The 5,113-nt window shown below is 67.2% G+C and carries 2 protein-coding genes; both read right to left on the bottom strand.

Annotated elements, in window-relative coordinates; translation table 11 throughout:
• On the bottom strand, positions 1-3,064 hold a 3,064-nt coding region (gene addA / locus EOA86_RS21480; RefSeq protein ID WP_128343467.1), incomplete at its 3' end, for a double-strand break repair helicase AddA.
• Positions 3,061-5,113, bottom strand: a 2,053-nt coding sequence (addB, locus tag EOA86_RS21475) for a double-strand break repair protein AddB (RefSeq protein ID WP_128343465.1), incomplete at its 5' end; no start/stop codon positions are given. The genes addA and addB, both read right to left, overlap by 4 nt.

Raw genomic sequence — 5,113 nt, 5'->3', positions numbered from 1 at the left:
GGCGTGCGGCCGCCGCAATGCCCGGCAGCATCTGCAGCAACGTGTGCAGCGCCAGCCCCCGCATCACGGCAAAGCCAGGCTCCGCCTCGGTGTCCAGCACCGGCGAGCCGGTGTCGATCACCGCTTGCTTGGCCTCGTCGATCAGCGCCGAGGCGCCGGACGGCGACAGCGGCCGCGGCAGATCCTCGAAGGGCGGCAAGGGCTGGAACAGGCTCTTCGGCAACGGCTCGAACTGTGTCGTCTGCCGCGCCTCTTCGGCAGCCGCATGTCCGACCGGCGGCAATTTTGTCACGTGAAACCGATGCACGGTCTCGCCGGTGGCGGGGTGCTGCCGCTCAGCACTTTCGGGGGCGCCGACCAGCGCGCGGCTGACGATCGAATGCCAGGTGCCGGCGTTCGGCGGCCGCTTGCCATGATAGCCGCAGACGATCAGCCGGTCCTCGGCCCGGGTCATGCCGACATAGAGCAGCCGGCGGTATTCGTCGTCGGCCAGCTCGCGAGCGCGGACCGAAGCGGCCCGCGAAAATCCATTGGCGACATCGCTCGCCGAGCGCCAGAGATAGCCCTTGCCGTCCCAATGGTCGCCCGAGCCTTCGAACGGCATCAGTCGCGGCAGATGCTGGTCGCTGAACGGGGCGGAACCGCCATCGACCAGGAACACGACAGGCGCCTCCAGGCCCTTGGCGGCATGCACGGTCATGACGCGAACCTCGTCGCGGGTCTGGTCCATTTCACGCTTGATCTCGGGGCCGGCATTTTCCAGCGTCGACAGGAAGGATTCCAGTCCCGGCAGGCCGGTCCGTTCCTCGGCCAGACAGAAGCTCAGGAACTCGTCGAGGATGTCGCCGGCTTCCGGCCCGAGCCGCGCTATCATCTTCTTGCGCAGGCCGTCGCGGGCGAGAGCCCCGGCATAGAATTCGAACACCGGCTTGAATGCGGCTTCATCGGACCAAGTGTCGAGTTGGGCAGCGATTGCGGCCAAGGCAGCGCTTTCACCGGCATGCTGCCTGAGCGAGGCGATCAACGAGAGGCCGGACGGCCGCTCGCCGGCAAGCGCGAAAAGCGTCTCTTCCGAAACATCGAAAATCGGGCTGCGCAGCACGGCGGCAAGCGACAGATCGTCCTCAGGCTGGACGAGAAAGTGGCCGAGCGCGATCAGGTCCTTTACCGCAATATGGCCGGGCAGGCTGAGCCGGTCGGCGCCGGCGACAGGAATGTCGCGGCGCTTGAGTGCGCGCGTCAGCGCATGGACGAAGCGATCGCGCTTGCGCACCAGCACCAGCACGTCGCCTGGCCGAAGCTTCTTGCCGCGGCCTTCGATGATTTCGCCGGCGCCGATCCAGCCGGCAATGGTCGCCGCGACGTTTTCGGCAACACGCACCGCCGGCGCATGGGCGTGGTCGACGGCTTGCGTCCAGTCGTCGGGCTCGTCAACGACGTCGGCACCGATCGACGGCCAGACCTCGACATAGCCCGGCGCATCGGTGCGGATCGCCTTGTGGTTCAGCGGGTCGGGATCGTGGCTGATGCCCCGCCGCACGACCGGGTCGGCAAAGACACGGTCCACCGCCGCAAGCACGTCGTCGGTCGAGCGGAACGACCAAGTCAGCTTCAGATCGGCGAAGGCGGCGTTGGCGTCGCGCACCTTTCCGGCAAACAGCAGCCTTGAGTCGGCGAAGGAGTCGGGCGCCGCTCCTTGAAAGGAATAGATCGACTGTTTTTCGTCGCCGACGGCAAAGACCGTGCGGTGAACCGTGTCGCGCGCGCCGAGCCCGGCAAAGAATTCCTCCGCCAGCCGCTTCACCACCTCCCATTGGTCGGGACTGGTGTCCTGCGCCTCGTCGAGCAGGATATGGTCGATGCCCTGGTCGAGCTTGTATTGCACCCAAGGACCGGCGTCGGGCCGCGCCAGAAGATTGACCGTTCGGGTGATGAGATCGTTGAAGTCGAGAAAGCCGCGGGCGCGCTTCAAGTGCTCGTAGCGGGCGATCAGCCAGTCGGCGATGGTCAGCGCGGCACGTGTGCCCTCGACCATCCTGAACAAGGCCAATCGATCGGAGATTTCGAGAATGGCATCGGCCGCTGAGAGATAGCGCTCGGCAAGATCCGGCAATCGGTCGAGCAACGCCTTCTTGAACGTCTTTGCCGGCTCATAAGGCTCGCCATCGGCTCGCAGGAAGGCTTTTGCCAACAATTGCAGCCGGCGAACCGGATCATTCTCGGCGAAGGCAAGATGGGCGTAGGGCAGCAAATTGTTCAGCACGATGCGGGCATCGGCGGCTTCGGCAGCGCGGGCAAAGGTGACGAAATAGTCCGGCAGGAAGCCCGGCAGCGGCCAGACGGACGCCGCCAGGCCTTCGGCGGTCTGGCCGGCGCGAAACCTAAACTCGTCGAACAGCGCCCGGAAGCTATCACCGCCGGCAGCGCTGATGAAGGCGCGCAAGCCGTCGCGCTTGCGCACGATCTCGGCCAGCAAGGCGTCGAGCCCATGTTCGCCGCCGCGTTCCAGAATGGCGGCGAAAGCCTCGGCCAGCCCCGCATCGCCGGCGGCAGTGCCCGAGATCATGTCGCGGCGGGCGGCGGCGAAGAGCGACGCCTCCATCTGGGGATCGAGCATTTCGAAATGGGCCGGTATGTTGGCCTCCAGCGGAAACCGGTGCAGCACCGATTCGCAGAAGGCGTGGATGGTCTGGATCTTCAGCCCGCCCGGTGTCTCGAGCGCCTCGGCGAACAGCCGGCGCGCGCGGCGCACGGTTTCGCGATCGGGCTGGCGACCGTCCAGCGCCGCTATCCTTGCCGCCAGTTCGACGTCACCAAGCGCCGTCCATTCCGACAAAGTCGAAAACACCCGGTTCGACATGTTGGCGGCGGCGGCGCGGGTGTAGGTCAGGCACAGGATCTTCGACGGATCGGTGCCGCGCAGCAAGAGCCGGATAACACGCTGAGCCAGCACATGGGTCTTGCCCGATCCGGCATTGGCCGACACCCAGGCGGAGTTTTGCGGGTCGGAGGCGCTTGCCTGGCTGGCGGCGGTGTCGGTCGGGATGGGATAGGCCTTCTTCATGCCTCCCCTCCCTCGTCGTCGGCGTCGCCGCCGGCAGACCATTCGAGCACGCGGGCGAGATGGTCGTAGTCGCCATCGGTCTCGCCCTCGCGGAACGGCAGCGCGCGCGACAGATAGAAGGTCGCCGGGTCGGCATAGTGGATCAGCAGTTTTTCAAGCCGCACCCAGGCCTCCTCGGCGAGATCGGCGGCGGTTCGCGGCTTGCGGTTGTATTCGAGGATGGATTCCTCGAACACCTCGCCGTTCGGTTTCAGCCTGATGAAGGCCAGCTGCGACGGCTCGCGCGCGCCAAGCCCCTTGAAGGCGCCGCGCCTGAGCAGCGCGCCTTCGAGCGCCAGTTGCGGCGAAAGGAGCGTATGAGCCTGCGCCTTGGACGGCGAGGAGCCGGTCTTGTAATCCAGGATGTCGGCCATGCCGCCGGCCAGGAGATCCACACGATCGGCATAGCCGGACAGCCTCACGCCGGACTGGCCGACGCCGGTTTTCTCGGCGCGCTCCTCGGCGTGCCGCATTGTCACGGCGAAGGCGCGGCCGCGCTCCCATTCGATGATGCCGGCGGCGAGCTTTTCGAAGCGCGGCCACCACACCGCCTCGACATCGGGAGGAAGGGCGGCCTCGGTAAAACATGCGCGGCCGGCGGCGATAAGACCATCCAGCGCCTCCGGCACAAGCGGGCCGGCGACCCTGGCCGTGAAGAGGTGCAGGATGGCGTGAAACAGCGTGCCGCGCTCGGCGGCGCCCGGGTCGCGGATGACCGGATCGAGCGGCATCAGGCCGAGAATCCTCCTGGCATAGATGGCGTAAGGGTCGCGGCGCAGCGTCTCGATTTCGGTGACGGAGAAATGCTGCGGCCGCACAGTCAGCGGCGGCTTCGGCTGCGGCCGCGGCGCGAAATCTCTCCTTTCCGCGGCATCGAGCGCCCGTGCCCAGGACAGGAATTCATCACCACGCCGGCGAAGCACCGCCGCATGGTCCTTACCGATGAACGTCAGGAGGCGCTGTAGCCAGCGCGACGGCACTGCCGGCGCGTCGCCGGAGCGGGCGGAGCGCGCCAACACCACTTTCTTCGCTCCCATGGCCATCTGGAAATCATGGGCGGCCAAGCCGATGCGCCGTTCGGGCGGTTCGAGATCGATGCCGGTCTTCATCAGACGCGACATGAAGCGGTCGCTTTCCGGCTTGCGCGGCCACACGCCTTCGTTGAGCCCGCCGACGACCAGTGTGTCGACGTTCTGCAACCGGGCTTCCAGTGCACCCCAGATGGCGATGTTCCGGTCGGTGCCTTGTGCCGGTTTGACGGTTTCGGGCGCGATCAGCGCCTCCATCACATCGGGCAATTCGTCAGCCGCGAAGGACAACGGCGCCGAGGCGGCGACCAGCCCGCGCAAAAGCTCGGCAAGCTTCTCGCCGGCGTCGCCGGCATAGAGTTCGCTCAGGCTGCCGTCCGCGGTGCGGCCTAAACTTTCGAGCGCGACGACACTGGCCCGGGTCAATTCGGCAAGATCGGCTTCGGCTTGACTGCGAAAGGCGGTCAGCGGCGCCAGAGCATCGGCAAGGCGAACGAGCAATTCGCGGGCGCGCTCGACGTTTCGCACAGTCAGGCGAGAAAACCAGAAGGGCGGCCGGGTGCTGCCCAGGCCGGTGAGGCGGGCCTCGAATAGCTCCGGCAGCGAGGCGACGTCGGGGCGGCCGGTGCCGCCGCGCAGCGCCACCAGTTCGACGATCTCCGCCGCGTGACGGACGCTTGTGCGTTCCAGGCCGAGGCCAAGCAGCGGGTGCTTGAGCAGCGACAGCAGAGCGACCGGGTCGCCGGGCCGGAACGCGGCCTGAAGCGCCAGCCTGAGCAGGCCGGCGGCTGGCGTGTTGATGAGCGGCGCGCCGCCCGAATCGTCGGCGACGACACCAAACCGCAAGAGCTCGACCGAGACGCGCCGCGCCAACGCGCGGTCGCCGGTGACGAGTGCGGCGCGCTGGCCGGGCTGTTCGACGGCGCGTTTGAGCGCGACGGCGATAGCCACCGCTTCGTCGCGCTCGCCGGCGGCTTCGAGT

Origin of the sequence: Mesorhizobium sp. M5C.F.Ca.IN.020.32.2.1, assembly GCF_004023105.1 — a bacterium.
In the GTDB taxonomy this organism is placed as follows: Bacteria; Pseudomonadota; Alphaproteobacteria; order Rhizobiales; family Rhizobiaceae; genus Mesorhizobium; species Mesorhizobium wenxiniae.
The sequence above is the reverse complement of the archived record's forward strand: the minus strand, read 5'-3'. Positions and strand labels throughout refer to the sequence as shown.